The sequence below is a fragment of the Fredinandcohnia onubensis genome (assembly GCF_002734285.1).
Classification (GTDB): domain Bacteria; phylum Bacillota; class Bacilli; order Bacillales; family Bacillaceae_L; genus Ferdinandcohnia; species Ferdinandcohnia onubensis_A.
In genome coordinates, this window is the sequence record NZ_NSEA01000003.1 from 325177 (window position 1) to 348565 (window position 23389).

A 23389-nucleotide genomic window follows, 5' to 3' on the forward strand; every position below is an offset into this window, starting at 1 on the left:
ATAGTGTGACACCTCGTCGAAACTGTAGACGAGGTGTTTTTCTATGGTTATTAAAAGACGAGCATTACTAATTCTGGTACTAATTCTGTTAGGCTTAGCTGGATTAATCGGCAGGCTTATACAATTACAGCTAGTAAGTACAGAATCATTTACGGATAGAGATGTGAATTTAATTGAAGCGAGTGTATCGCAACGAACCCAAGAACTTGTTATAGACCAAGGCCGGGGTAGATTTATTGACCGAAATAAAAAGGCGCTAACTCATGAATATTATCCAACACTAGTGTTGTTTCCTTTTTTAAAAAACGTTGAATGGCCAGCTGAAGAAGTGGCGGATATCGTAAATATTCCTGCTTCAAAACTAAATGATGAAATTTTGGAAGCGAAAAAGCCAGTTATTGTAGGTGGAGATAGACCCATAGAATTAACGGAAACGCAAATGAATAAAATCAATAATCTCCAAATTCCTGGTGTATTTGCTGTCCATCGTCAATATGAACTCGATAGTGAAATCGCCGAGCACTTAATCGGCTTAATCCGGGAAAACAGAGAGTTGTTCGAAAATCGTTATCCAGAGAAAAACTATTTACCGAAAAATACAAAGCTAGGAATCACTGGTTTACAATCTACGTTTGATGAATTCCTATTACCAGAAGGAGAGGCGAAGCTTTTATATCATGTAGCAGGCGATGGAGGACCCTTATTCGGCATTGATGTAAAGTACACTGCACCTGCAAATCCGTATTATCCAGTTGCTATTCAAACAACACTTGATCGAGACCTCCAGCAGATGACAGAAGAGATACTTGATAAGCATGATTTGAAAAAAGGTGGAATTGTCCTTCTTGACGTTGAATCTAATGATTTACTTGCTATGGTAAGTAAACCAGATATAAATTCATCAAACCCATTTAGGGATGGCTCTGCTGAAAATCAAATGATTATGCCACAATTCCCTGGTTCTGTGTTTAAGACAGTCATTGCCGCTGCTACAATCGAAAATCAACAAATCTCAAACGATCGTATGTTCAATTGTGACCAAGATTTGTATGGGGAGGGGCAAGCCGAATATCCACATGGTATGCTGAATTTTCATGATAGTTTTGCAAAAAGCTGTAATTTTACCTTTGCTAAGCTAGCCCAAGAATTAATACAAAAAGACCAAAACGTGATTGAACAATATTCTGAAATGCTTGGTTTACTTGGCCCAGTTGGATGGAATGGGGATGTATTTCGTTTTCAAGATTTTAAGCAGCTGCCAAATGAATACAATGGTCGAATTTGGACGGATGAACGCGATAAAAAAGTAGCGAAAGCAGTGGCGCAAACAGCCATTGGACAAAAGGATGTTAGGGTAACTCCATTGGGGATTGCAAATATGATGGCAACTATTGCTCGTGGCGGTTCCAAAAAGGAGGTTCGTACTGTTAGTGATGTATTATATAAAAACGGGACAACCCTATTCTCATTCTCCAAACAGGATATGGATGGACCGAAGATTGCTCCTTACACGGCAAGTAGGCTTCAGGAATTATTAAGGGGTGTGGTTACATCCGGAACGGGACAAAGGTTCGCACAACTTCCATATACAGTGGCCGGAAAATCAGGTACAGCTGAGACAGGAAAAAAACAAGGAGATGCAGTCCTTGTAAACAAATGGTTTGCGGGTTATTTTCCATTTGAAAAACCAAAGTACGCGCTTGTCGTCGTCGATTTAGAACAGCCAGGAGCAAAGTCTGTAGCGAATACTGTTTTTTATGAAATCGTACAAGGTATATATCAACTGGAACAGGAAAAAGGTACCAAACAAAGCGACTGATAAAGAAATGTCTTCAACCTTTCTTTCACACATGCTAGAATAAGAAGATAGTTTACTGATTAATAGTCGTTTTTAGGAGGTACTATAATATGGGGTATGAGTTAGACAAATTGAATGAAGGGCCTCGATCTGGAAGAAGAGCGAAAAGAAAAAAGGTAAATCGAATTTTAAATATTTTAATCGTCCTTGTGGTTGTTATGATTGTCTTTTTTGGAGGAAAGTTAATTTTTGGCGATAAAAATATAGATGATTCTGTAGCTTCCAAACAGACAAACCAACCGGCAAATGATAATGGAAAAGTTGCTTCAGATCCTTCAGATAACAAAGAGAATGAAGCAGAAGAAACTTCAGGCGAAACGAATGAACAAACGAAAGAAGAGACAAAAAAAGATACGCCTGAAGGAAATGAAGAGGAAAAAACTACAGAATCTGATGAATCTGAAGTGATTACAGAAGGTGCTCCTGAATCAAATATTGTGAAAACAATCGTCAATCCGGCATGGAAGCCAATCGGTACTGAGCAAGCAGAACCACATACAACGAATTTTGAAACCGATTCAGTTGACCGCATCGAAATGGAAATGGCTACAAGCTACGCCACCGGTTTTGACCGCTCAGCTATGGTTGTGTGGTGGCTTGGCAGAAATGGTGGAAATTCGATCACTGCTACTGTTTCATCAAAAACAACAAAACAAGTTCTTAAAGTATATTTAGAATGGGTTCCTAACGAAGGCTGGAAACCAACAAAAGTTGAAGAATTAAAAGAAAATGACAGTGAAACATATAAAAACTATAAAACCTCAGAACCAGATGAAGACGAAAACGAACCAGATGAGGATGAGGATGAAGATTAATTATAGCGCAGGATATTCCTGCGTTTTTTTGTGCCGTCTTTTCATCTAATAATTGATAATAGCAGTATAATATGTTAAATTTAGAACAATTCATTGTTTAATTCATAGTATACTTATAGGAATAATATATAATTGTGGAGAGTGAGAAAAATGGGGCGAGAATTTTTAGATGTTTTTGAAGGTTGGGCAGATTCCTATGATTCAACTGTAACCGGTCATGATGTGGAATATAAAGAAGTGTTTTCACGATATGATGACATCTTAAATGATGTTGTACAAAAATCTGGCCACGCTGTTTTGGAGTTTGGTGTGGGCACAGGAAATCTCACTCAAAAATTACTTAACAATAATAAGAAAGTGTATGGAGTGGAACCATCAAAGCCTATGCGGGAAATCGCCTTAGAAAAGCTTCATTACTTTAATTTTACAATAGAAGATGGAGATTTTATCGTTTTCAATAAGCCAACTGCCCAAATTGATACCATTGTAAGTACGTATGCATTTCACCACTTAACTGACACCGAGAAAAACCAAGCTATTTCACAATATAGCAACTTGCTTGAAAAAGGTGGTAAAATAGTGTTTGCGGATACAATGTTTGAGAATAAACAAGAATATACAATGACGATTCATTCCGCAAAACAAAATGGCTTTCATAACCTTGCAAAAGATTTAGAAACGGAATATTACACAACCATTCCTGTATTACGTGAAATTGCAAAGCAAAATGGCTTTACTGTTGAATTCACACGTTTTAATCATTTTGTTTGGGTCATGGAGGCAACGAAACAGTAAAAACGAAAGGTGATACGTACTTATGAAGATAGCAATTATCGGAGCAATGGATGAAGAAGTAGGAATTTTAAGAGATAAAATTGAAAATAGACAGGAAACCACAGTTGCCGAAAGTGTTTTTTATACTGGGACGCTGAATGGGTATGATGTTATTTTATTAAAATCAGGAATTGGAAAAGTGAATGCAGCCATATCTACAACTATTTTATTACAGCAATTTAAACCAAATTATGTTGTAAATACAGGCTCTGCAGGCGGTCATTTAAAAACGCTAAATGTAGGCGATATCGTCATTTCTTCAGAAGTAAGACATCATGATGTGGATGTAACTGCATTTAACTATGAATATGGGCAAGTTCCTGGATTGCCAGCAGCATTTAAAGCGGATGAAAAGCTAATAGAATTAGCCGAAAAAAGCGCCGAAGGAATCACAGATATACAGGTTGTGACTGGATTAATTGCAACAGGTGACTCCTTCATGAATGATCCAGAGCGAGTATCATTTGTAAGTCAAAAATTCGGTGATTTATATGCTGTAGAAATGGAAGCAGCGGCTGTAGCGCAAGTTTGTCATCAATTTAAAGTACCATTTGTAGTTATCCGTGCCTTATCAGATATCGCAGGTAAAGAATCTGATGTATCGTTTGAACAATTCCTACAAACTGCAGCAGCACATTCATCAGACGTAGTTGAAAAAATGGTAGAACAAATTAATAAGTCTTTGTAAACGGAGTGAATCTAAAATGCAAGTGTATCAAAATGTTCACGGGCTTATCGGAAATACCCCGATCGTAGAGATTACGAAATTTCCATTATCTAATGGTGTTCGTCTTTTTGCAAAGCTCGAATTCTTTAATCCAGGCGGAAGTATAAAAGATCGTTTAGGAGTTGAACTTCTTCAAGAAGCTTTTGCTACAGGTCAGATAACTGAAGGAGGAACGATCATTGAGCCTACTGCCGGCAATACTGGGATTGGACTTGCACTTGCTGCAATCAACCGTAATGTAAATGTGATTCTTTGTGTTCCTGAAAAGTTCTCAGTTGAAAAACAAGAATTGATGAAGGCGTTAGGAGCAACTATCGTCAATACTCCAACAGAGGCAGGTATGAAAGGTGCCATTGAAAAGGCAAAAGAGCTTCTTAATGAAATTCCAAATTCCTATTGTCCACAGCAATTCGCTAACCCTGCGAACCCTGAAACCTACTATAAAACAATTGGACCCGAGATCTGGGAACAGCTTGAAGGACAATTAGATATATTTTTAGCGGGAGCAGGTACAGGTGGTACTTTTATGGGGACTGCTAAATATTTAAAGGAAAAGAAAAAGTCCATAAAGACCGTTATCGTTGAACCAGAGGGATCGATCCTAAATGGCGGTGAATCAGGTCCACATAAAACAGAAGGTATTGGAATGGAATTTCTTCCAGGATATATGGATACATCCTATTTTGACTCGATTCATACGGTATCAGATGAGGATGCTTTCCGTCGTGTGAAAGAAATAGCACGTACGGAGGGGCTTCTTGTCGGCAGTTCTTCAGGGGCAGCCCTTCATGCCGCTCTTTTAGAGTCAGAAAAAGCACAGCCAGGATCACATATTCTAGTCATTTTTCCTGACAGTAGTGAACGCTATTTAAGTAAAAAAATATATCAAGGTGGGATTTAAGAATGAAACGTAAAACAATGCTTATTCATGGAGGAGTTGGCGAGGATCCACAGACAGGTGCGGTTAATACGCCTATCTATCAGGTTAGCACTTATAAACAAGAAGGTATCGGAGGCCATAAAGGCTTTGAATATTCACGAACCGGAAATCCAACCAGACATGCACTAGAAGAATTAATCAAGGACATTGAAGGTGGAGAAAGAGGCTTTGCATTTGGCTCAGGTATGGCTGCAATCACAGCCGTAATGATGTTATTTAACAGCGGAGACCATGTCATTTTAACAGACGATGTGTACGGCGGTACATATCGCATAATGACAAAGGTTCTTAATCGACTAGGTATTGATTCAACCTTTGTTGATACAAGCAATCTAGACAATATTGAGGGTGAGATTCGTGAAAATACAAAAGCAATTTACATCGAATCTCCGACAAATCCTTTATTAAAAATTACCGATATTAAAGGTGCTTCAGAAATTGCAAAGAAACATAACCTTTTAACTATCGTTGATAACACGTTTAGCACGCCATATTGGCAAACACCAATAGCTCTAGGTGCTGATATTGTCTTACACAGTGCTACCAAGTATATTGGTGGTCATAGTGATGTAGTAGCTGGTCTTGCGGTTGTTAACTCCGCTAAGCTAGGTGAAGAATTGCATTTTGTTCAAAACTCAACGGGTGGTGTACTTGGTCCTCAGGACTCCTGGTTGTTAATTCGTGGGATACGTACACTTGGAGTACGGATGGAAGAGCATGAGGAAAATACGAATAAAATAGTCGAGTTCCTTCAAAACCATCCAGCAGTTAAAAAGGTATACTATCCTGGGATTGAATCACATCCAAATCACGCCATTGCGAAAGAACAAGCAAAAGGATTTGGTGGTATGGTATCCTTTGATGTTGGCAGTGAAGAAAATGCAGATAAGCTATTAAGGAAAGTTAAATACTTTACCTTAGCGGAAAGTTTAGGGGCAGTCGAAAGCTTAATTTCTGTGCCAGCTAAAATGACCCACGCCTCCATTCCAGCAGATCGCCGTGCAGAATTAGGCATTGGAGATGGGCTAGTACGGATCTCTGTTGGATTAGAAGATGTTGAAGACTTAATCGAAGACCTCGAACAAAGCTTACAATAAGAAGTAAACCTCTGGCTCATTTAAGGGTTAGAGGTTTTTTTGGGGGAATTAAACTGCTAAAATTTACATTCTTAACAACCTATCAAGCTATGATATTATAGGGTAGAAGTTTAATAATTTGGTAGGTGAGACATGATGGAACAAAATAAACAAGTGAAAAACCTGCGTACTAAAGTCACAGACTACACAAACTTCGGATATATCCTTCTTGTTTTAAGTGTATTTTTATATATCGGTGTTATCATTCCGGAGGGACGTTCTCCGTTTCAACTATATACAATGATGGGTTCTACACTCATTCTCTTAAGCTTGTCATTTACATTTTTTATTTTAGTGATTAAATATAAAAAACAACTCGAAGATTAATAGTCCTTCACCTAAATTTTTGGTGAAGGAATTTTTTTGCAAAAAAGTGTTTACATGTGTACCTTAATTGGTTATAATTACCACAGTAGGAAAAATTAATGATAAAAGGAGGTCGAATAAAATGATTAAATTAAATGCTATTGCTACAAATATCACAACTTCATATGAAACAATCTATTCGACCAAACCGGTGATTAATTTTTAATTTTATTTGATACGTTAATCATGCCACAGGTGGAATAGTACGCCTGTGGCTTTATTATGCCTTTAACGCCACAGGACTCGTATGCCTGTGGCTTTTTGGTGCCAATTTTTCCTACACGAATTTTAAGATGTATAGCTAACAAACAAAGGAGGTGAGTAAATAATGACCATCAATCTATTTTTCTTAACGATCTCAATTTCAAAACGTCAAAAGTCAATCGAAGAATATGTACATGAAGAAAAAGTTAATAAACATATGGAAGAAATGAAGGAACGCCAATATTCAATGATGCGCTTATTCTAATCAACAAAAATAAAAATTGGAAAGGGGAATGATGAAAATGTTAATGAGAAATTGTCCGATTATAGCTTGGTTATTTGTGGAGAAAGATTCCACCTAACGTACTAAAAATCATAGGAGGAGTTTCCGATGCTTTCGGTACATGTACTGATTTTTACCATTTTATTTTCAAAGAAAAATAAATAATAAATTGAAAGGAGCGCCATGCTAGGCGCTCCTTCCGTCTTAATTTTGTCAAATTTCTTTAACACAATGTTCAAAAGTGGATAACGTTTACACAGTTCGTAAGTGATAAAGTAAAAGTAAGAAATACATCTCTTTATGGAGGATGATTTATATGTTTATGATCGTTATGGGGCTTGTTATTACAGCTGTTATTGCCATTATTATTGGAACAGAGGTAAGTGTAGAGTTATAGGATAATTAGATAAGAAAAGGGTGGACTGCATATCTAGCAGACCACCCTATTTTTATGTCCTTCTTTTTTCTTTTTCTGCTCGATAAAATTCATGGAACATTTTCATTAATGCACGCTTTTCAATCCGTGAGACATAGCTTCTTGAGATACCAAGCTCTTTTGCAATTTCACGCTGTGTTTTTTCCTTCTTTAAATCAAGTCCGAACCTGCCCACAATTACTTCCTTTTCCCGGTCATCGAGGACATCAATGTATTCTTTGATCTTCTCAAGCTCCATATTTAATTGGATGGTTTCAATCACATCTTCCGTTTCAGATTTCAACACATCAATTAGACTAATTTCATTTCCTTCTTTATCCTGGCCAATTGGATCATGAAGAGAAACATCCTTTTTTGTCTTTTTTAGAGCACGCAAATGCATTAAAATTTCATTTTCAATACATCTTGCTGCATACGTAGCAAGTTTTGTCCCTTTTCCTTGTGAATAGCTTTCGATGGCCTTAATCAAACCGATAGTCCCAATTGAAATGAGATCCTCTGTGTCCTCACCTGTGTTTTCGAATTTTTTTACTATATGAGCGACTAACCGTAGATTATGTTCAATTAACACATTCCGAGCATGTTCATTTCCCTCGGCCAACAATTGTAAGTATTTCTTCTCATCAGAAGATGATAACGGTTGAGGAAAAGCATTATTTTTTACATAAGATACTAAAAATAATAATTCTTTTACAAAATAGCCTAATGCTGCTAAAAGTCCAGACATTCGCTCACCTCCACATATATCGTAGTGTATGTATGCATATCCATTACACTACTACCCTAGGCGTTTGCCCATTACTTAATGTTATGTAGTAAGTTGCTTCCTTGTGTCTGTCCAATGTAAAAAAGCTGATGATAGTACAAAAGACGATCTTTTATACACCAACAGCCCTAACAATAAATTTAATTTATTTAAAGATTGTAAAAAAAGGTCCAATAGCTATGATTATAGCTAATCCAAATACAACAATGGAACCTGATTTGTTTTTATCCTTCCAGAGGGAAACGGAAAACATGATTGTATAGAGAAACATGATTATCAACAACAAATATGTTATTGCGGTCATACGTTAGTCCCTTATCCTTTCGTATGTTGGTAATTCAGATTGTCGCCCAAATTCTCCAAATGTGATATCGACACTGACCCTAATATCTGCTTCAGGATAAGATTTCATCCAATCGTAGTTCTCCCACTCTGGTATGGTTAAGAATTGTTTTCTTGCTGTAAGAGAAAAACCAAATAGATCTGCTTTAAACTCCTCTTGGCTTCGTTTAACAAGATCACTTATTCTTGTTTCGAAGCCTCTAATGATATGTTCTTTCAATTCATTTCTTTTCTCTTCATCTTCTGCATAATTGACCATACTGTGATCTGTCAAAATCTCAGCTTGAATTGGGACTTTTACCATGATCTTGGGCGCCTTCTTCGATACATCAATATTAATTTGTGGTGCTTTTAGCTGTGAAAATCGTGCAGTAATAAAAAACTCTTTCAAAAAGGGATCAGGCATAGAAACTAAAAAGCTTGGTTTATCCCTCCATTTGTTTAACAGTTTAGAAATTCGTGTCTCTTGCACGGTTAATTTTCCAACCATTCGTCCTTCTTTAAAGACGGCTGAGCCAAGAAATTGTGCAGGATTCGTATTTCCAGTCACCTTCATTTTTCCAGCAATTAATTCTTCATCAATATTTTTATTAGCTGTATCCTCATCTAACTCTGTTGTTGCATAAGCAGTAGTAAATAGTTCTGCATCCCCTTCGGTTATTCTAAAAAAATTATGTATTTCCGAATTAGGCACTAAGCCAATTTCAGTTGCATTTTTAAAGATTACTTCAAAGTATTCATGCCTTCTAGTTTCTAATTTCGGTTTGTTTTTGCTAATAAATGTACTTGCATCTTCCTTCGTTACGATGATTTTCGTATCACGTCTAATCTCACGATCTTTAGTTGCATCATAAATCCAACGAACAAATTTTGCATCTTTCGCAAGTTCTTCTGAAACAACATAAAAGTCCAAAATGTCGTATGTAATAGCCTTTGCTATTACTGCGTTAGCGATATTTTGAGATTCAATAAAACTTGAGGAAGTGAAAGTGATAATTTCATGGGTGGGTTCATTTCCACCACCACCTTGTTGTGTTGAACCTGTTTCCGGATTTGAAATTAAATACGTAATTTTTAAAAAACCTTCCGTTTCGGATTTGTCTAAACCTATACCTAGTACATAGGCTCTTTGGTCAATTTCCTCTATATCCCAGCAACCAACTAATATTAATAATGTAGAAAATACGAATATGAGTCTAATTATTTTGTTTCGTTTTTTCATGCTTCAAATCCCCTCTTACTTTCGCGAGTATCCACATAAGACAAGGAACTAACACAAAAATTGGGCTCATAATATTTAATATAATTTCTCTTATTGAAAAGACTGTAAAGGTTGGCGCTTCAGGGGCAACTCCAAAAATAACAGTAATCGTCGCAATTATTGGAGCCAGATACTCAAACTTCTTAATATTAAAAATGCCTCCCAAAAATATTGAAATTAGATATAAATAGAATGAGAATCGAATAAATGAGGCAATAATCCAAAATGGAAAGAAAAAGGTTTCGATGTTTGTTAAAAATCCAAGCCTAATCAGGCGAATTAACTCTTGATATGGATAATCCAGAAATTTTAAACCTTCAAAGTCGAAGACGAGTAAATACACAAGAAATGAAATGGTCATCTCAATAACGAGTATAACTAGAGCGATCCATGTTCCTTTTTTAAATGCTTTTACAGATGCAATATAGGGAGCAATTAAACCGATAAAAAAGAATTCTGCAAAAATGGAAACATGGGAAGTACTCCTTTTTACTACTTCCCAATAACCAGGACCAAAAATCGGGAATATATGGGGTATTCTACTCTCCCTTAATGCTAAGATAAATGCAATTAATAGTGTGAATTTGATATAGAAAAGAACTAACCAAGAAACGGAGCCAATATGTTCAAGTCCTTTTTTAGCTCCATAAGCACAAACAAACATAAATACAATGTAAATAATTAATATTGGTGTTTCAGTAAAATACATCGTACCAATAATATCAATATACATGGCTGAATCAAAAGTAAGCGCCAAGAAACCTGAGAGAACTAGTATACATGATAAGAAATTGCCAATATATCTTCCAAATAAATGAAGGATTACATCATGTAAATTTTTATTCTTGTAAGCTGTAATAACCTTTATCGTGAAATAAATCGGTATAATCGATAATATTCCAATTAGGATGGGTGCCATCCATATTGCGTTCTTTAGGAAATCAGCAAAAATCGCCGGTGTATCATCTGATAACTTTACACCCACAGTTAGGAGTAAAATAGCCACATATTCTCTTATTCCGATTTTCCCTCTAGATTGCTCCATTTTCTATTCCTCTGCCTTTTTAGTGATGTCCTTTGGTTTTAGATAGCCAGGACGTAATCTTTCATTTTTGAGTATTTTTCGAATGATAGTATCTTCAGAAGACTTATATTTAGGCGACATTGGTGATAAATAAGGAACACCAAACGTTTTAATGGACACCATGTAAAACAATCCTATGGTAAACATGGCAGTCATACCATAAATTCCAAAAAAACCTGCTGATAAAATAAACGCAAAACGAACGATTCTTATGGCAAAATTCATACTAACATCACTAATTGTAAAGGAACATAATCCGCCTAATGCTACAACAATTACGACAATCGGACTGACAATATTCGCCTGTACAGCTGCTTGACCTAATATTAGAGCTCCAACAATACCAATTGTTGGCCCGATCGGGTTAGGGACTCGAAGTCCGGCCTCCCTAATTAACTCAAATGCAATTTCCATCATAATAATTTCAATTAGAGATGGAAAGGGAACCTTTTCGCGTGTGGCAGAAATAGCTAATAAAAGGTCGGTTGGAACCATTTCTGAGTGATAATTGGTAACTGAAACATAAATTGCAGATCCAAAAAGGGTAATAAATAAGGCAAATACCCGCATTATTCGTATAAAATTCCCATAAATAAACCGTAAATAATGATCTTCAGGGTTATGAATAAAAGACCAAAATGTTGCTGGTAATATTAATGCTGCAGGTGAGTTATTCATTAATAAGGCTATATATCCGTCTTCTAAGAAGGATGAAGTACGATCAGGTCTTTCAGTATACAAAAGACTAGGGAATATTGATTTCGGCCTTTCTTCAATATATTGTTCTAATAGAGAAAGGTTTTGGATTGCATCTACATCCAAAGCACTTACTCTTTCTTTAATATTTTTGATCATTTTTTCGTTTGCAAGATCCTTGATATATAGAATATACAGTTCATTATGAGAACGTTTAGATATAGTGGTTTGCTCAACCACTAAGTTTTCACTTCTAATTTTTTTTCGAATCAGTGAAATATTTGTATCTACCTTTTCGTTAAATGCTTCTTTTGGGCCCTTAATTACTACTTCGTTTTCGGCTTTTTCAACGGACCTACTTTGAAAATTAGAAGTTCCGAAGACAAATGCAAATTGCTCACCATCAATTAGTAATATCGAGTTTCCTTGATTTGCACTGTTGACAACATCCTGTATTTGTTGTGCCTTTGAAAAGGATTGGACTTCAATAAGGTTTTGGATTTCCTTTGATTGATCTTCATTTTTTAGCAACGGATCAAGTATATGTCCATTAATCATGTCCACATCAGTAATGGTTGAAATAAACAATATTGCAGCTTCTTTATTTAATCCGCCGATTGAAAAGTTATGAATCTTTACATCATTGTTCTCAGGTATTGTATATAATTCCTTCAAAATGGAAATGTTTCTCTGAAGATCTAGGTCAATTTTTTGCTTTTTTAATTGTATTTCTTCTTCCGCTGATTCTTCCGGATATTGTTCGGGGTCTAGATTAGCGTTTTTAAACTTATCTATATAGTTTTGAATTAATTTCTTCTTCATTACAAACAACTCCGGGTTTTTCCTAAGTTTGCCACTAAAGGTATATTTTAATTCAGAGAGATCAAAAAGCTTAAGAAAAGGTAAAAACTTCACGAAATGATAGAAATTTTATAAAACTCCCTTTATAATGAATCATATAAATTATTTAGAGAGTCTAAATAATTAAGAAGGGGGAAATAATTTGAGTACCAGTACATATGAACAAAAATGGGATTTAGACGTATTTTTTGAAGGAGGGAGCAGTTCAGCTGCATTTCACTCCTTCTTGGAAGCGCTACATAAGGAACTTTCAGAATTCAATGCTTTAGTTGACGCTTTTCAAGTACCAACAAATGAAAAAGATAAAGGCGAATTATTAAACATACTAAATGCTTTCCAATCTTCTTTTAAAAAGCTTCGCCAAGCAGGTGCCTTTGTTAGCTGTTTGACAGCACAGGATACTACAGATCGTGGAGCTACTCTTTTACAAGGAAAAACAACACAGTTAAGTGCACAACTTCAATCCGTCCTTACTGCTTTTGATCAAAAGCTAGTTGCAGTAGAGGAATCTGTTTGGACTAACCTTTTATCAGAGGAACCATTAAATGAGCTATCGTATGTATTAGAAGAAAGAAGAGCGAGAGCAAAAGAAAAGCTATCTCTTGAGCAAGAAAACCTAATTAATGCTTTAGGTGTTGATGGCTATCATGCATGGGGACAGCTTTATAATATGGTAGTTGGAAACATCAAAGTTCCATTTGAGGAAAATGGTGAGGAAAAACAACTTTCTGTTGGACAAGCATTTAACAAATTTTCAAGCTCTGACCGTAATGTTCGTAAAACGATGTTTGAGCAATGGGAAAAAGCCTGGGCTGAACATTCAGATTATATTGGTGAATCGCTGAATCATCTTGGTGGGTTCCGTTTAAATGTATATAAAGCACGAGGTTGGGAAAATGTTCTTCGAGAACCGCTGGATATAAACAGAATGTCTAAGGAAACGCTTGAAACCATGTGGTCTGTCATTACGGAATACAAAGCTCCATTTGTGGAGTATTTGAACCGTAAAGCAAAGGTATTAGGTCTAAATAAACTTAGTTGGTATGATCTGGATGCACCCGTTGGGCAAACTGAAACTAGGGTGTCCTATCAAGAAGGTGCGGAATTTATTTTAGAACAATTTAGTAAGTTTGGCACTGAGCTTACTGAATTTACCCAAAAAGCATTTGAAGATAGCTGGATCGAGGCTGAAGATCGTCCTGGTAAGCGACCAGGCGGATTCTGTACGAGCTTCCCTGAGAGCAATCAATCTAGAATCTTTATGACGTTCTCAGGAACTCCATCTAATGTATCAACGCTTGCCCATGAGCTTGGCCATGCATTCCATCAGCATGCAATGGCAGGGGTTCACACGTTAAACCGTAGTTATGCTATGAACGTTGCAGAAACTGCATCCACGTTCGCAGAAATGATTGTCGCTGATGCATCAGTAAAGAATGCAAAATCAGAAGATGAAAAGCTCGCACTTCTAGAGGACAAAATTCAACGAAGTGTTGCATTTTATATGAATATTCATGCTCGTTTCCTATTTGAAACTAGATTTTATGAGGAGCGTAAACAAGGAATTGTAAGCACGGAACGTCTTAATGAACTCATGCTTGAAGCGCAGAAGGAAGCATACTGTGGAGCATTAGAGGAATATCATCCACAATTCTGGGCGTCAAAAATGCATTTCTATATTACGGGAGTACCTTTTTATAACTTCCCATATACATTTGGTTATTTATTCTCTTTAGGTATTTACGCGAAAGCATTAGAAGAGGGAACAGATTACGAAGAGAAGTACATTGCACTGTTAAAGGATACAGCAAGCATGAAAGTAGAAGATCTTGCTGCAAAACACCTAGGTGTTGATTTAACAAAGCGCGACTTCTGGGAAAAGGCAGTAAAACTCTCTATAAAAGATGTTGAGGAATTTTTAGAACTAACAAAGTAAGAAAAAACACCTATCTGCTGTTAAAAGTGGATAGGTGTTTTTGAATTTGAATTAAACTTTCCTTAATTTAAATGTACCAACCATCAGGAAGGACAGAATAATCATGAGGTAAATAAAAAATTGAGGAGAAACATAAGGGATTGCTAAGAAGCTTAATGTCAAAAGACAGCCTGCAGCTGTAATTGGTAAGCCAACGAAGAAGCCTTTATTGTCGCTAATATTGAATTTTGCTAAACGAAATGCCCCGCATCCGATATAAAAAACGGTGAAAAACATTCCAGGTGCTCCGAATTCATGAATAATTCCTTGGTATAATAAAAGTGCAGGTGCGACTCCAAATGAAATAATATCACACATCGAGTCAAGCTGTTTTCCAAGCTCAGATTCAATTTGAAATTTTCTTGCTACCATTCCATCAAATCGATCAGCAAGAGCAGCTAAAAAGATCAACAATAATCCTAAATTTAATTCGTTTTTAAGAATAAATAATATTGAAAAACCACCTAAGCTTAAGTTAATTAAAGTAAGAATATTAGCTGTGTGTGCTTTAAGCTTTTTAAAAGTTGAATCTAAATATTCTAATAAAAACATCTCATCACTCCTTTCTTGGAAAAGTCTTTGTAAAAAGGACCAAAAATCAATAAAATAGTATAGTATCACTTTATTAATCTTATTTTATTCGTTCTATTTTGCTTTTGTAAAGAGAATTGTTATATCCTAGGAGGAATTGGGTTTGCAAAAATGGCTTTATCGCTTTTTTATAGAATTAACAAATCATCGTTTTTCATCGGCGATTTTAAAAAAATTTTCACAATCAAGAGTTAGTGCTATACTTATTCCGAGTTACGCGAAAATATACAAGATTAACCAAGCAGAAATGGAAAAAAACTTGACTGAGTTCTCAACCTTACATGACCTTTTTATAAGACGGCTTAGAAAAGAAAGTAGGCAAATCGATCAAACCGAAAATACGGTGATTAGTCCTGTTGATGCTGTCATTGAAGAAACGGGGATTATTACCGCTTCAAAAGAAATGATTGTAAAGGGTAAGCACTACCACGTTGCGGAAATGCTTGGAGATGAAGAGTCGCTTTCAAAATACATAGGTGGTACCTTCCTTATTCTTTATTTAAGCCCAAGCCACTATCATCGAATTCACAGTCCAATTTCTGGGGTCGTAACAAAGCAATGGGAATTAGGTCGGAAATCGTATCCAGTTAATCGACTAGGGTTAAAATATGGTAGAGATCCTTTATCCAAGAACTTTAGAAAAATCACAGAAATAAAGGGCAATGATTCATATGTTGCGATGGTAAAGGTTGGTGCAATGTTTGTAAATAGTATAGAAACTACATATACAAGTGATACTGTGGAAAAAGGGGAAGAAATTGCTTACTTTTCATTTGGCTCAACCGTCATATTGTTATTTGAAAAAGACAGTTTTATGCTTAGCCCTGAAATGAATGCCTCGACAGATATTAAAGTAGGTGAAGTTTTAGGGGTAATGAATGATAAAGAAAAAAAGAGCCACTAATTGGCTCTTTAAATAAATGAATTATGATATATTTCTAATTTTATGTCCCAATGATCTGCGCATTATTTCAGTTTCAATAAGGTGAATAAAATCAGGACTTAGCTTTAATTTTATTGCTTTAAAATAAGATTCAACTAACAAGTCATCTGATAATTTTTTCATATCATACTGCCAATAGTTGGCCATTCACCTCCTAAATTATTTACGTGTAAGATGTTCTAATGTATCTCATGTTGCATATACTATTATGTTATTCTTAGTTGTTAAATTAACTCTATCATGAAAAAAATAATAGAACAACCGTTCTGTTATCCACAGGAAATGGTGGATAACCTGTGGGTATTTTGTTTATAAAATATGGAAATCTATGTATATCGCTGTGTAAAATGTGCATAAGATTATCCACAGGTGTTGAAATTTACTGACTTTTGTCGAAAACTTTTTATTTTTTGTATAAAAAATGTAATATTATCATGCGTTTTGTCATCTTTTTGCTTTGTGGAAATCATATTAATTCGTTATGATAGGATGGGTATAAAAAGGGTAGTCCGAGAGAGGTGTAAACAAATTGTTAAATGTTTTTTTACCAAATGAACATGTGAAATCAGTTTTTGAGGTTTCACCAAGCAAATTAAAAGAACTAGGCATCAAAGGTGTCATTACCGATTTAGATAATACTTTGGTAGAATGGGATCGCCCAAGTGCAACTCCAGAACTTGTTGAATGGTTTAAGGAGATTAAGGAGCAAGGTATTACCGTAACAATTGTCTCAAATAATAATGAAAAACGAGTAAAAGAATTTGCAGATCCACTAGGTATTCCATTTATTTTTGAGGCGAGAAAACCATTGGTACGTGCTTTTAAGCGCGCAGTAAAGGAAATGGGTCTACAAAAGGATGAAGTTGTTGTAATCGGTGATCAACTTCTAACAGATGTCTTCGGTGGGAATCGGAGTGGCTTGCATACGATTCTAGTTGTTCCAGTTGCCCAAACAGACGGTTTTTTTACAAAATTTAACCGCCTAGTCGAAAGAAGAATATTAACTTGGATGAAGCGTCGTGGAATGCTTTATTGGGAGGATTAAATAGAGTGGAACAAGAAAAAATTAGCTGTATTGGCTGTGGAGTAGAAATCCAAACAGCTGACGAAACAAAATTAGGATATGCACCAGCATCTGCTTTAGAAAAGGATAAAGTCATATGCCAACGATGCTTTAAATTAAAGCATTATAATGAAGTACAAGATGTTTCTTTAACGGATGATGACTTTTTGAAAATCTTACACGGGATCGGCTCTACCAATGCATTAATCGTAAAAATTGTTGATATATTCGACTTTAACGGCAGCTGGTTACCAGGTCTTCACCGATTTGTGGGGAACAATAATATACTATTAGTCGGTAATAAAGTAGATTTGCTACCGAAATCGGTAAAACCAAAAAAACTAGTAAATTGGATGAAAGAATCATCTCGAGAACTTGGCTTAAAACCGGTAGATGTCTTTTTAATTAGTGCAGAAAAAGGTACAGGCATCAAGGAGGTAGCTGAAGCAATTGAGCACTACCGCTCAGGAAAAGATGTATATGTAGTAGGGTGTACGAATGTCGGAAAGTCCACATTCATCAATCGTCTGATTAAGGAATTTAGCGGAGAGAAGGAGGACATCATTACTACTTCTCACTTCCCAGGTACAACATTAGATATTATTGATATTCCTCTTGATGAGGAGCATTCCTTATTTGATACTCCAGGAATAATCAATCACCATCAAATGGCACACTTTGTATCAAAACAAGACTTAAAAGTTATTACACCTAAGAAAGAAATTAAACCGAAGGTCTTTCAGTTAAATGAAGGACAAACTTTGTTTTTTGGTGGTTTAGCAAGGTTTGATTTTGTAAGTGGTGGCAGACAGTCTTTCGTTTGTCATTTCTCAAATTTGCTTAATATCCATCGTACAAAACTTGAAAATGCTGACGAACTATATGAAAAACATCAGGGTGAGCTCTTGCAGCCTCCTGGCCAAAATGAATTAAATGATTTTCCACCACTGGTTGCCCATGAATTCATGATCAAAGAAGCGAAAACAGATATTGTTTTCTCTGGATTGGGTTGGGTAACGATTAATGAACCACATACGAAGGTAGTAGCTCATGTTCCAAAGGGCGTTGGGGTTATGATCAGAAAATCATTAATCTAAAAAGAGACAGTAGTAAAATGAATGGTAATGGGTGAGGAAATGGAAAAAGTATATGGGGTAATTGGAAGTCCCATTTCACATTCGATGTCACCGATGATGCACAATGATATTTTTGAACACTATAAGCTTTATGCAAGATACCATGCTTTTCATGTGGAACAAGGCCAGGTGAAAGCTGCAATTGAAGGAATAAGGGCACTTGGGGTATCGGGCATTAATGTTACAATTCCACATAAATTAGAAGTAATCGACTATTTAGATGAAATTGAAGAGGTTACTAAGAATATCGGTGCAGTGAATACGATTGTAAATGAAAATGGGAAATTAGTAGGTTATAACACGGACGGAAATGGATTTATCCGTTCGTTAAATCGTGTCATCAGTAATGAGGAATTGCGTTCTTCGAATGTATTGATAATAGGAGCTGGTGGTGCAGCTAGAGGGATATTTATCTCATTAGCAGCATTGGGTGTGAAAAGAATTGATATTGTAAATCGTACGGTTGACCGAGCAAAAGCCATTATTGATGATTGCAAATTCGAGGTTGACTCACATTCACTCGCTTTTGCGGATGCAGAGAGTGATCTAGGTAAATATAAAGTCATTATCAATACAACTTCGGTTGGTATGCATCCCAAGGTTGATGACATGCCGCTTAGACTGGAGAATTTGGCTCCAAAAACAATCGTAAGTGATATCATTTATAATCCATTTGAAACTAAGCTCTTGCGTGAAGCTGGAGAACGTGGTGCAATTACGCAAAATGGAATTGGAATGTTTGTTTATCAGGGTGCTTTAGCATTCGAAAAATGGACAGGAATATTTCCAGATACGGATAGAATGGAAAGACTAGTTACAAAGCAATTAGGAGGTAAAACATGCTAACAGGTAAACAAAAACGATTTTTGCGATCCAAAGCCCATCATTTAGATCCGATCTTTCAGGTTGGAAAGGGTGGGGTAAATGACAACATGATTAAACAAATCAGCGATGCGCTAGAAGCTCGTGAACTATTAAAGGTAAGTGTCCTTCAAAACTGCGAGGATGACCGTGAAACGGTAGCGCAAGAGCTGAGCAAAGGTGCAAAAGCTGAACTGGTTCAAATCATTGGAAATACAATTGTGCTGTACAAACAGTCTAAAGAAAACAAGCAATTGGAGCTACCAAAGGCTAACAAGTAAGCATCCAACTGAAAAGGAGGGAGAAAATGAACCATATCGGAATCATAGGTGGTACATTTGATCCGCCCCATATTGGTCATTTGTTCATTGCATCAGAGGTATTAACGCAGCTAGATCTTTCGGAGATTTGGTTTATGCCCAATCGTATACCTCCACACAAAGAACGGAAAAGTTATGTGACCGATGAGGAGCGGGTTGAAATGCTCTCTCTAGCCATTTCAGGCCAACCAAAATTCAAGTTACAGTTAATTGAACTGGATAGAGAAGGACCCTCATTTACATATGACACAATCCTATTGTTACGTGAACAATATCGTGATACAAAGTTTTATTTTATCATTGGTGGGGACATGGTTGAATATTTGCCACATTGGCATAAAATTGATGAACTCATGGATTTGATTACGTTTGTTGGGGTGAAAAGACCAGGGTATTCTTTTCCGACTCAATATCCAATCGTTGAAGTAGATGTTCCTCAATTAGATATCTCTTCTTCAATGATAAGAAAAAGACTGAGGGAAAATAGAAATACAATGTATTTAGTTCCTGAAAAAGTACGAAACTATATAGAGGAGAAGCATTTATATGGAACGTGATAGGGCCCTTGAGCTTGTTAAAGAACAGTTAACGGAGCACCGTTATCAGCATACACTTGGTGTTACGGAGACAGCAATTGAATTGGCCAACCGATATAATGCTGATGTGAAAAAGGCCGAAACGGCTGCCATATTCCATGACTATGCGAAATTTAGATCAAAGGAAGAGATGAAGCAGATCATCATCGACCAACATATGCCAAACGATTTATTAATTCATAATACAGAACTTTGGCATGCACCGGTTGGAGCCTATCTTGTTAAGACAGAGGTAGGGATTCATGATGAAGAAATCCTTGATGCAATCCGCTTCCATACATCTGGACGTGAAAAAATGACTCTGCTTGAAAAGGTTATTTTTGTCGCAGATTACATAGAGCCAGGTCGACATTTTCCTGGTGTAGAGGAAGTTAGAGAAATCGCAAAACAGGATTTAGACACAGCCCTCATCTATTCATTAAGAAACACCATCATGTTTTTGGTAAAAAAAAATCAAGCAATTTATCCCGATACTTTGCAAACATACAATGCATTAATCTTAAATAAAAAGGGGGAATCCTAGGGTGAATGAAAGAGACATTTTAACATTTGCAGTTCAAGCTGCTGACGATAAGCGTGCTGAAAATATTGTAGCATTAAATATGAAGGGGCTATCCCTTGTTGCTGATTATTTTTTAATCTGCCACGGAAATTCTGAAAAACAAGTTCAAGCAATTGCACGTGAAATTAAAGACAAAGCGGATGAAAATGGTATTCAAATTAAACGTCTCGAGGGCTTTGACGAAGCAAGATGGGTTCTTGTTGATCTAGGAGATGTAATTGCTCACGTATTCCATAAAGACGAGCGTACCTACTATAATTTAGAACGGCTTTGGGGAGATGCGCCTACTGAAACAGTAGAAGACGTGCTAAGTTTATGAGCTATGGAGAATTTGCCTATATCTACGATGAACTAATGCGTGATGTGGATTATGAGCAATGGATATCGTTTTTTAAAGAGAGAGTTTCACATGTTAATAAAAACCGTCCTTTACGTGTTCTTGATCTAGGCTGCGGAACAGGTGAAATTGCTATTCGACTTGCAAAAGAGGGGTATGAGGTTGTAGGGGTAGATCTCTCTGAAGACATGCTGGCAGTAGCGAATAACAAAGCAATGGAAGCTGGAGTGAGGGTTGAGTTTTACCAACAGGATATGGTGGAAATCTCGGGGTTAGACCCATTTGATATGATTGTCATTTTCTGTGATTCACTTAATTATCTACGTACAGAAAAAGATGTGCAAAAAACCTTTCAAAATGTGTTCAGGCTTTTGAAACACGATGGGCTTTTATTGTTTGATGTTCATTCCGTTTATAAAATGGATTCCATTTTTATGGATGGGCCATTTGTGAGCAGTGATGAAGAGGTTAGTTTTATTTGGAATTGTTTTGGGGGGGAACATCCTCACAGTGTAGAGCATGAATTATCGTTTTTTGTGAAAAATGAACATAATGATGATTATACGAGATTTGACGAATTTCATGAACAGCGAACCTTTCCGATTCAAACGTTTCAAAATTGGCTTGAGGAAATTGGTTTTAAAGTTGTTGATGTGCTTGCTGATTTTAGTAATCCAGTTCAGGAGACTTCTGAACGGATATTATTTACCGCAAAAAAATAGAGGGTCAGACGATGTCTGCCCTCTTTTTTTGTCGTGAAAAAATGAGTTCCTATTTAGGAAGTAACATGGTATATTTATCGAGATGGAGTCTCGTTAAATTGTTTATTCACTTCGTAAATGTCCTCATCAAATTTTCGATGGGTACTCTTAAATAGTTCTTCAAATAACTCACCTATATTTTCTTCCATTGCCTTAATCCCTTCCCAAGTGACACCACCTTTTACACATACTTTTTCCTGGAGAGTGGGTAACGTATAGAATTCCTTTTCAAGCAATTTCCCCATTCCGACAATCATTTCACTAGCTAATATTGTTGCCTGCTCCTCTGTAATTTTTGTTTCCTTCACTGCTGCATTTATAAACTTTCTCACAAGATAAGTAAAAAACGCAGGACCACAGCTTACAATATCAGAAGCGACTCTTGTAATGTCGTTATTTATGTGAACCGGAGCAGAAATTTGCTCAAATAGAAATTCTAAATAATCCTTAAATCTGCTGCTTATGCTACTTCCAAGAGTAAATAAGGAAACGCCTGTTAGTGCGCGATTTGTAATACTTGGAATAATACGTGCGACCTGACAATTTACAATTGATTCGAGCTGTTCAACAGAAATCGGACTCGTAATCGAAACGATACATTTATTACTCGTTAGGCAAGGAGATAATTGGTGTAAAAGGGGGTGAATTTCCAAAGGCTTTACACAAATGAAAATTAAATCAGAGCCTTTTACAACATCTTCATTTGCCGCTACAACTGTGATATCTGGCAAGGAGTTTTTTATGGCTATTGCTTTTTCAATCGTACGATTTGTTATCGTTAATTTTGAAGGCGGAACAGCAAGAGAATCTACAAAGGACTCTATTAAAATTTTCCCCATATTTCCTGTACCAATAAACCCTATATTCAAGTTCGTCCCTCCTTTACAGACTATTCTCCTAAAACAATATGTTTTCCCGTATAAAATTATGAATGATTTTAATTAAAGTATAAAAACAAAGGAGACCAAACCATGAATTTTAAAGAAAAAAAGATTAAGTTAATTTTTATTAGTTGTGGAATTTGTCTAGTTATCTTTATTGTCTTTTACAATATTTTTGATCATGGAACAAAAGCAGAACCTTATGAGGTAGAAGAGGATTTGTTCCTGGAACCGAACGTTGAGGATGAGCCCGTTGCAGAGGAAGAGACTAAGGTAATTCTTGTTGATATTAAGGGTGCGGTACATAATGAGGATGTATTTGAGGCTGAGAATGGGATGAGGATTAAGGACGTTATAGAGATGGCAGGGGGATTTACTGAAGATGCAAACATTAAGCAAGTGAATTTAGCACAGCGAGTGGAGGATGAAATGGTTATTTATGTTCCACGCATTGGTGAGGATGTCGAAATGGAGAACAGTTTGTCCCCGAAAAGCGATGGAAAGATTTCATTAAATAAGGGAACACAGGCAGATTTTGAAACGTTATCAGGAATTGGCCCATCTAAAGCGGCAGCGATTATTGCATTCCGTGAAGAAAATGGACCGTTTAAACAACTTGAGGACCTGATGGAAGTTAGCGGAATTGGGGAAAAATCCTTTGAGAAAATAAAAGACGAGCTTAAATTAAATTAACTTAATTCAGCAAGAGCTGAACTAAGTTAATTTGCCTCCGGCGGATGCCACAGATTTTTAG

The 23389-nt window shown here is 36.3% G+C and carries 27 protein-coding genes; 19 read left to right on the forward strand and 8 right to left on the reverse strand.

Features of this window, described 5'->3' with window-relative positions; translation table 11 throughout:
- Positions 1-43: 43 nt before the first annotated feature.
- From CKJ95_RS04380 to CKJ95_RS04415, 8 genes are all read left to right on the forward strand, one after another.
- Positions 44-1819 carry a peptidoglycan D,D-transpeptidase FtsI family protein gene (locus CKJ95_RS04380; protein ID WP_099352178.1) on the forward strand — a complete coding sequence of 592 codons (1776 nt, stop codon included), beginning with the start codon at positions 44-46 and terminating at the stop codon, positions 1817-1819.
- Between the two features lie 89 nt (positions 1820-1908).
- Complete coding sequence (locus CKJ95_RS04385) at positions 1909-2673, forward strand: YrrS family protein (RefSeq protein WP_099352179.1); 765 nt, start codon at positions 1909-1911, stop codon at positions 2671-2673.
- Between the two features lie 150 nt (positions 2674-2823).
- Entirely contained in the window at positions 2824-3468 is a 645-nt protein-coding gene (locus CKJ95_RS04390; protein WP_099352180.1) for a class I SAM-dependent methyltransferase, read from the forward strand.
- A gap of 22 nt (positions 3469-3490) precedes the next feature.
- Positions 3491-4195, forward strand: coding sequence for a 5'-methylthioadenosine/S-adenosylhomocysteine nucleosidase (gene mtnN / locus CKJ95_RS04395; protein ID WP_099352181.1), 705 nt, complete (start codon positions 3491-3493; stop codon positions 4193-4195).
- Between the two features lie 16 nt (positions 4196-4211).
- Positions 4212-5135: a PLP-dependent cysteine synthase family protein gene (locus CKJ95_RS04400; RefSeq protein ID WP_099352182.1), complete on the forward strand. Its 924-nt coding sequence runs from the start codon at positions 4212-4214 to the stop codon at positions 5133-5135.
- A gap of 2 nt (positions 5136-5137) precedes the next feature.
- Entirely contained in the window at positions 5138-6271 is a 1134-nt protein-coding gene (locus tag CKJ95_RS04405; protein WP_099352183.1) for a bifunctional cystathionine gamma-lyase/homocysteine desulfhydrase, read from the forward strand.
- A 135-nt stretch (positions 6272-6406) separates the two neighbouring features.
- Positions 6407-6637, forward strand: coding sequence for a YrhC family protein (locus CKJ95_RS04410; protein WP_142353920.1), 231 nt, complete (start codon positions 6407-6409; stop codon positions 6635-6637).
- Between the two features lie 367 nt (positions 6638-7004).
- Positions 7005-7145 (forward strand): YrzI family small protein, encoded by a 141-nt coding sequence (locus tag CKJ95_RS04415; RefSeq protein ID WP_099352184.1) that lies wholly within the window; start codon positions 7005-7007, stop codon positions 7143-7145.
- Positions 7146-7612: 467 nt separating this feature from the next.
- On the opposite strand, the gene sigK is transcribed toward CKJ95_RS04415, so the two are convergent.
- From sigK to CKJ95_RS04435, 5 genes are all read right to left on the reverse strand, one after another.
- The gene (sigK, locus tag CKJ95_RS04420) at positions 7613-8326 is read right to left on the reverse strand and encodes an RNA polymerase sporulation sigma factor SigK (protein ID WP_099352185.1); all 714 of its coding nucleotides are present in this window, start codon (positions 8324-8326) and stop codon (positions 7613-7615) included.
- 184 nt (positions 8327-8510) lie between these two features.
- On the reverse strand, positions 8511-8669 hold the full coding sequence (locus CKJ95_RS23650; protein ID WP_218962739.1) for a hypothetical protein: 159 nt from the start codon (positions 8667-8669) through the stop codon (positions 8511-8513).
- Positions 8670-8672: 3 nt separating this feature from the next.
- The gene (locus CKJ95_RS04425) at positions 8673-9929 is read right to left on the reverse strand and encodes a Ger(x)C family spore germination protein (protein ID WP_099352186.1); all 1257 of its coding nucleotides are present in this window, start codon (positions 9927-9929) and stop codon (positions 8673-8675) included.
- Positions 9904-11013, reverse strand: a complete 1110-nt coding sequence (locus tag CKJ95_RS04430) for a GerAB/ArcD/ProY family transporter (RefSeq protein WP_099352187.1) — start codon at positions 11011-11013, stop codon at positions 9904-9906. Before CKJ95_RS04430 ends, CKJ95_RS04425 begins: the two co-directional genes overlap by 26 nt.
- A gap of 3 nt (positions 11014-11016) precedes the next feature.
- The gene (locus tag CKJ95_RS04435; protein ID WP_099352316.1) at positions 11017-12570 is read right to left on the reverse strand and encodes a spore germination protein; all 1554 of its coding nucleotides are present in this window, start codon (positions 12568-12570) and stop codon (positions 11017-11019) included.
- Between the two features lie 181 nt (positions 12571-12751).
- Here CKJ95_RS04435 and CKJ95_RS04440 point away from each other — a divergent pair, with 181 nt between their 5' ends.
- The gene (locus CKJ95_RS04440) at positions 12752-14545 is read left to right on the forward strand and encodes a M3 family oligoendopeptidase (RefSeq protein ID WP_099352188.1); all 1794 of its coding nucleotides are present in this window, start codon (positions 12752-12754) and stop codon (positions 14543-14545) included.
- 51 nt (positions 14546-14596) lie between these two features.
- Here CKJ95_RS04440 and pssA read toward each other — a convergent pair whose 3' ends face one another.
- Positions 14597-15136: a CDP-diacylglycerol--serine O-phosphatidyltransferase gene (pssA, locus tag CKJ95_RS04445; protein ID WP_099352189.1), complete on the reverse strand. Its 540-nt coding sequence runs from the start codon at positions 15134-15136 to the stop codon at positions 14597-14599.
- Positions 15137-15278: 142 nt separating this feature from the next.
- On the opposite strand from pssA, the gene CKJ95_RS04450 reads away from it, so the two are divergent.
- Positions 15279-16079 carry a phosphatidylserine decarboxylase gene (locus CKJ95_RS04450; protein ID WP_099352190.1) on the forward strand — a complete coding sequence of 267 codons (801 nt, stop codon included), beginning with the start codon at positions 15279-15281 and terminating at the stop codon, positions 16077-16079.
- A 21-nt stretch (positions 16080-16100) separates the two neighbouring features.
- Here the strand turns inward: CKJ95_RS04450 and CKJ95_RS04455 are convergent, their stop codons facing one another.
- A complete protein-coding gene (locus CKJ95_RS04455) occupies positions 16101-16241 on the reverse strand; it encodes a sporulation histidine kinase inhibitor Sda (RefSeq protein WP_099352317.1) in 141 nt (46 codons plus the stop codon).
- 406 nt (positions 16242-16647) lie between these two features.
- Here CKJ95_RS04455 and CKJ95_RS04460 point away from each other — a divergent pair, with 406 nt between their 5' ends.
- The 8 genes from CKJ95_RS04460 to CKJ95_RS04495 are packed head-to-tail and all read left to right on the forward strand — an operon-like array spanning position 16648 to position 21715.
- Positions 16648-17163, forward strand: a complete 516-nt coding sequence (locus tag CKJ95_RS04460; protein ID WP_099352191.1) for a YqeG family HAD IIIA-type phosphatase — start codon at positions 16648-16650, stop codon at positions 17161-17163.
- A gap of 5 nt (positions 17164-17168) precedes the next feature.
- On the forward strand, positions 17169-18278 hold the full coding sequence (gene yqeH / locus CKJ95_RS04465) for a ribosome biogenesis GTPase YqeH (RefSeq protein WP_099352192.1): 1110 nt from the start codon (positions 17169-17171) through the stop codon (positions 18276-18278).
- Between the two features lie 39 nt (positions 18279-18317).
- On the forward strand, positions 18318-19163 hold the full coding sequence (aroE, locus tag CKJ95_RS04470; protein ID WP_099352318.1) for a shikimate dehydrogenase: 846 nt from the start codon (positions 18318-18320) through the stop codon (positions 19161-19163).
- Positions 19157-19459 (forward strand): ribosome assembly RNA-binding protein YhbY, encoded by a 303-nt coding sequence (gene yhbY, locus CKJ95_RS04475; RefSeq protein WP_099352193.1) that lies wholly within the window; start codon positions 19157-19159, stop codon positions 19457-19459. The genes aroE and yhbY overlap by 7 nt, the downstream gene beginning before the upstream one ends.
- 26 nt (positions 19460-19485) lie before the next feature.
- The gene (locus CKJ95_RS04480; RefSeq protein WP_099352194.1) at positions 19486-20055 is read left to right on the forward strand and encodes a nicotinate-nucleotide adenylyltransferase; all 570 of its coding nucleotides are present in this window, start codon (positions 19486-19488) and stop codon (positions 20053-20055) included.
- Complete coding sequence (yqeK, locus tag CKJ95_RS04485) at positions 20045-20617, forward strand: bis(5'-nucleosyl)-tetraphosphatase (symmetrical) YqeK (protein ID WP_099352195.1); 573 nt, start codon at positions 20045-20047, stop codon at positions 20615-20617. The genes CKJ95_RS04480 and yqeK overlap by 11 nt, the downstream gene beginning before the upstream one ends.
- A 1-nt stretch (position 20618) precedes the next feature.
- Positions 20619-20975 (forward strand): ribosome silencing factor, encoded by a 357-nt coding sequence (gene rsfS / locus CKJ95_RS04490; protein WP_099352196.1) that lies wholly within the window; start codon positions 20619-20621, stop codon positions 20973-20975.
- Entirely contained in the window at positions 20972-21715 is a 744-nt protein-coding gene (locus CKJ95_RS04495) for a class I SAM-dependent DNA methyltransferase (RefSeq protein WP_099352197.1), read from the forward strand. Before rsfS ends, CKJ95_RS04495 begins: the two co-directional genes overlap by 4 nt.
- Positions 21716-21789: 74 nt before the next feature.
- Here CKJ95_RS04495 and comER read toward each other — a convergent pair whose 3' ends face one another.
- Positions 21790-22623, reverse strand: coding sequence for a late competence protein ComER (gene comER / locus CKJ95_RS04500; RefSeq protein ID WP_099352198.1), 834 nt, complete (start codon positions 22621-22623; stop codon positions 21790-21792).
- A gap of 102 nt (positions 22624-22725) precedes the next feature.
- On the opposite strand from comER, the gene CKJ95_RS04505 reads away from it, so the two are divergent.
- The gene (locus tag CKJ95_RS04505) at positions 22726-23328 is read left to right on the forward strand and encodes a helix-hairpin-helix domain-containing protein (RefSeq protein WP_099352199.1); all 603 of its coding nucleotides are present in this window, start codon (positions 22726-22728) and stop codon (positions 23326-23328) included.
- The last annotated feature ends 61 nt before the right edge of the window (positions 23329-23389 follow it).

Excerpts from the sequence above, each read along its gene's own strand:
- CKJ95_RS04380 (WP_099352178.1), top strand. The coding sequence starts at position 44 with ATGGTTATTAAAAGACGAGCATTACTAATTCTGGTACTAATTCTGTTA.
- CKJ95_RS04385 (WP_099352179.1), top strand. The coding sequence starts at position 1,909 with ATGGGGTATGAGTTAGACAAATTGAATGAAGGGCCTCGATCTGGAAGA.
- CKJ95_RS04390 (WP_099352180.1), top strand. The coding sequence starts at position 2,824 with ATGGGGCGAGAATTTTTAGATGTTTTTGAAGGTTGGGCAGATTCCTAT.
- mtnN (WP_099352181.1), top strand. The coding sequence starts at position 3,491 with ATGAAGATAGCAATTATCGGAGCAATGGATGAAGAAGTAGGAATTTTA.
- CKJ95_RS04400 (WP_099352182.1), top strand. The coding sequence starts at position 4,212 with ATGCAAGTGTATCAAAATGTTCACGGGCTTATCGGAAATACCCCGATC.
- CKJ95_RS04405 (WP_099352183.1), top strand. The coding sequence starts at position 5,138 with ATGAAACGTAAAACAATGCTTATTCATGGAGGAGTTGGCGAGGATCCA.
- CKJ95_RS04410 (WP_142353920.1), top strand. The coding sequence starts at position 6,407 with ATGGAACAAAATAAACAAGTGAAAAACCTGCGTACTAAAGTCACAGAC.
- CKJ95_RS04415 (WP_099352184.1), top strand. The coding sequence starts at position 7,005 with ATGACCATCAATCTATTTTTCTTAACGATCTCAATTTCAAAACGTCAA.
- sigK (WP_099352185.1), bottom strand. The coding sequence starts at position 8,326 with ATGTCTGGACTTTTAGCAGCATTAGGCTATTTTGTAAAAGAATTATTA.
- CKJ95_RS23650 (WP_218962739.1), bottom strand. The coding sequence starts at position 8,669 with ATGACCGCAATAACATATTTGTTGTTGATAATCATGTTTCTCTATACA.
- CKJ95_RS04425 (WP_099352186.1), bottom strand. The coding sequence starts at position 9,929 with ATGAAAAAACGAAACAAAATAATTAGACTCATATTCGTATTTTCTACA.
- CKJ95_RS04430 (WP_099352187.1), bottom strand. The coding sequence starts at position 11,013 with ATGGAGCAATCTAGAGGGAAAATCGGAATAAGAGAATATGTGGCTATT.
- CKJ95_RS04435 (WP_099352316.1), bottom strand. The coding sequence starts at position 12,570 with ATGAAGAAGAAATTAATTCAAAACTATATAGATAAGTTTAAAAACGCT.
- pssA (WP_099352189.1), bottom strand. The coding sequence starts at position 15,136 with ATGTTTTTATTAGAATATTTAGATTCAACTTTTAAAAAGCTTAAAGCA.
- CKJ95_RS04455 (WP_099352317.1), bottom strand. The coding sequence starts at position 16,241 with ATGAAAAAATTATCAGATGACTTGTTAGTTGAATCTTATTTTAAAGCA.
- aroE (WP_099352318.1), top strand. The coding sequence starts at position 18,318 with ATGGAAAAAGTATATGGGGTAATTGGAAGTCCCATTTCACATTCGATG.
- yhbY (WP_099352193.1), top strand. The coding sequence starts at position 19,157 with ATGCTAACAGGTAAACAAAAACGATTTTTGCGATCCAAAGCCCATCAT.
- CKJ95_RS04480 (WP_099352194.1), top strand. The coding sequence starts at position 19,486 with ATGAACCATATCGGAATCATAGGTGGTACATTTGATCCGCCCCATATT.
- yqeK (WP_099352195.1), top strand. The coding sequence starts at position 20,045 with ATGGAACGTGATAGGGCCCTTGAGCTTGTTAAAGAACAGTTAACGGAG.
- CKJ95_RS04495 (WP_099352197.1), top strand. The coding sequence starts at position 20,972 with ATGAGCTATGGAGAATTTGCCTATATCTACGATGAACTAATGCGTGAT.
- CKJ95_RS04505 (WP_099352199.1), top strand. The coding sequence starts at position 22,726 with ATGAATTTTAAAGAAAAAAAGATTAAGTTAATTTTTATTAGTTGTGGA.